Origin of the sequence: Herbaspirillum frisingense GSF30 (assembly GCF_000300975.2) — a bacterium.
Lineage (GTDB): Bacteria > Pseudomonadota > Gammaproteobacteria > Burkholderiales > Burkholderiaceae_D > Herbaspirillum > Herbaspirillum frisingense.
In genome coordinates, this window is record NZ_AEEC02000078.1 from 1 (window position 1) to 2,577 (window position 2,577).

Below are 2,577 nucleotides of genomic sequence, written 5' to 3' on the forward strand. Positions count from 1 at the left end.
CTCAACGTGGCCTTGTTGTCGCTGCCCACGCTGGCCACCATGCTGTGGTTCATGCGCGGCCTGGCACCCACCCGGCTGCACGCGGCCGGCGCGGTGGCCGGGCTGGTGGCGGGCGCACAGGGCGTGCTAGTCTATTCACTTTATTGCGTGGAGATGGCACCGCCCTTCTGGGGTGTCTGGTATGTGCTGGGGGTGGCGCTGCCGACGCTGGCCGGTGCCTGGTCCGGTCCCTGGCTGCTCCGTTGGTGATCCGGCGGCTCTTCCATGACTGAAAGCCTATTCATGTTTGCTCATGCCGCACCGGCCTTGCCGGATGACCGGACCGTCCGACCGGGCCAGCCATTGGCCGGCAAGGAGCCCTCGCACCCCACCGAAGAACGCCTGCGCGCGTTGCTGCTGGCCGGGCTGGACGGGGACGCCGTGGCCTATCGGGATTTCCTTTCCGAACTCAGCGGGCGGCTGCGGGCCTTCCTGCGCAGGCGTCTGCAGAACATGCAGGACGAAGTCGAGGACGTGGTCCAGGAAACCCTGCTGGCGGTGCATAACGCCCGTCATACCTATCGGCCCGACCAGCCGCTGACGGCCTGGGTGCATGCCATCGCCCGCTACAAGCTGATGGATTTCCTGCGTGCCCGCTCGCGCCGGGAAGCCTTCAACGACCCGCTGGACGAAGAACACGACCTGCTGGCCACCTGTGACGACGAACCGGCCCAGGCCCGGCGCGATGTCGGTGCGCTGCTGGAGGAATTGCCCGAGAAACAGCGCCTGCCGATCCTGCATGTGAAGCTGGAAGGCCTGTCGGTGGCCGAGACGGCGCAACTGACGGGGATGTCGGAGTCGGCCGTGAAGGTCGGCATCCACCGTGGCCTCAAGGCGCTAGCCCTCAAGATCAGGGAGAAATTGCAAGCATGAAGACCGATGAACTCATTGCCATGATGGCCAGCGGCGTGGCGCCCGTGGACCGCCGGCTGCCGCTGCGGCAGATGGTGCAGGCACTGACGCTGGGCGCGGTGTTGTCGCTGCTGCTGATGCTGAAGATCTACGGCCTGCGGCCCGACCTGGGCGTGATGCTGGAAGTGCCGATGTTCTGGATCAAGCTGGCCTTCCCGAGCGCTTTGGCCGTGGGGGCCATGCTGGTGCTGCGGCGCCTGATGCGCCCGGGCCTGCGGGTGGGTGCCACCTGGGCTGGTATCGCCTTGCCCAGCCTGGCGATCTGGGCCGGTGGTGCGCTGGTGCTGCTTTCCAGTCCGGCGGCGCAACGCCTGCCGCTGCTCATGGGCAGCACCTGGCGCAGTTGCCCCTTCAATATCGCGCTGCTGTCGGTGCCGCTGTTCATCGGCATCTTCTGGGCCGTGCGCGGCATGGCGCCAACCCGTCTGCGCCTGACCGGTGCGGTGGCCGGGCTGCTGGCAGGGGCCGTGGCGACCATGGTGTATTGCCTGCATTGCCCGGAGATGGAGGCGCCTTTCTGGGGCCTGTGGTATTTCCTGGGGATGCTGGTGCCGGCGCTTGCCGGTCTGTTGCTGGGACCGCGGTTGTTGCGCTGGTAGGCCGGAAAGCAAGCTGAAAAGTGATCTGAAAAACAAGCCGGAAAAACGGAGAAACCAGGAACATGCGACTGTCAGACCTGTGGCGACGCGCCACCCCCAAGACCCCTGCACGTCACACTGCCGACGACGCGCCCTTGCTCACCAGCCTGTTCCTGCTGGCCTGGGCAGTGGAAGCGCGTGATCCCTATACCGGCGGGCATCTGTGGCGGGTGGCGCGGTTGTCGCGGCTGCTGGCCGAAGCGGCCGGGCTGGACCCGGCGCAGGTAGCGCGCATCACCATCGGCGCCTTCCTGCATGACCTGGGCAAGATCGGCATTCCCGACGCGGTACTGGGCAAGAAATCCAAATTGGACGATACCGAATACGCGGTCATCAAGACCCACCCGGAAATCGGTCATCGCATGCTGGCCGGGCATCCCCTGGCGGCGCTGGCCGAGGATGCGGTGCTGCTGCACCATGAAACGCCGGACGGTCGGGGCTATCCCTTCGGGCGACGTGGCGAGGAAATTCCGCTGGCGGCGCGCATCGTGGGCATCTGCGACGCCTTCGATGCCATGACCAGCACGCGGCCCTATCGCAGCGGCATGCCCATTGCGCGGGCCATGGAGATCATCCAGGGTGAGCTGGGCCGGCAATTCGACGCGGCCCTGGGGACTTTGTTCATCGGCTTGCAACAGCATCCCGAGCTGGCCCATATCGTCGGTCACAGCGACGAGGGCATTCCCTTGCAGCGCTGCGTGTCGTGCGGTCCGGTGGTGGTGCGTCCGCGCCACGCGGTGGCGGGCGATACCCTGTACTGCCCGGCCTGCCATAGTGAATACACCATTGCCGCCCACGACCAGGGACTGGTCGCCACCGGCCGGCAGGATACGGCCCGTGCCCTGGCAGTGGCGCCCGACAGTGCACTGATCGGGCGGCTGGTCGGTGAAAACCTGGCGGCCATCGCCTGACGCCGATATGAAAAAGCCCGCGCAGGGCGCGGGCTGGTCGTGAACCGTGCGCCAGGCGCCGGAGTTCAGAAGGTCTC

At 66.7% G+C, this 2,577-nt stretch carries 4 protein-coding genes; all 4 read left to right on the top strand.

The features are described 5' to 3' along the window. The coding region (locus HFRIS_RS24345) for an NrsF family protein (RefSeq protein ID WP_006465690.1) at positions 1 to 249 on the top strand (249 nt) is incomplete at its 5' end. A gap of 15 nt (positions 250 to 264) precedes the next feature. Then, the gene (locus HFRIS_RS24350) at positions 265 to 912 is read left to right on the top strand and encodes a sigma-70 family RNA polymerase sigma factor (protein WP_039877276.1); all 648 of its coding nucleotides are present in this window, start codon (positions 265 to 267) and stop codon (positions 910 to 912) included. Continuing rightward, positions 909 to 1,550 carry a DUF1109 domain-containing protein gene (locus HFRIS_RS24355; RefSeq protein ID WP_006465692.1) on the top strand — a complete coding sequence of 214 codons (642 nt, stop codon included), beginning with the start codon at positions 909 to 911 and terminating at the stop codon, positions 1,548 to 1,550. Before HFRIS_RS24350 ends, HFRIS_RS24355 begins: the two co-directional genes overlap by 4 nt. Before the next feature lie 62 nt (positions 1,551 to 1,612). After that, positions 1,613 to 2,500, top strand: coding sequence for an HD-GYP domain-containing protein (locus tag HFRIS_RS24360; RefSeq protein ID WP_006465693.1), 888 nt, complete (start codon positions 1,613 to 1,615; stop codon positions 2,498 to 2,500). Positions 2,501 to 2,577 lie beyond the last annotated feature (77 nt).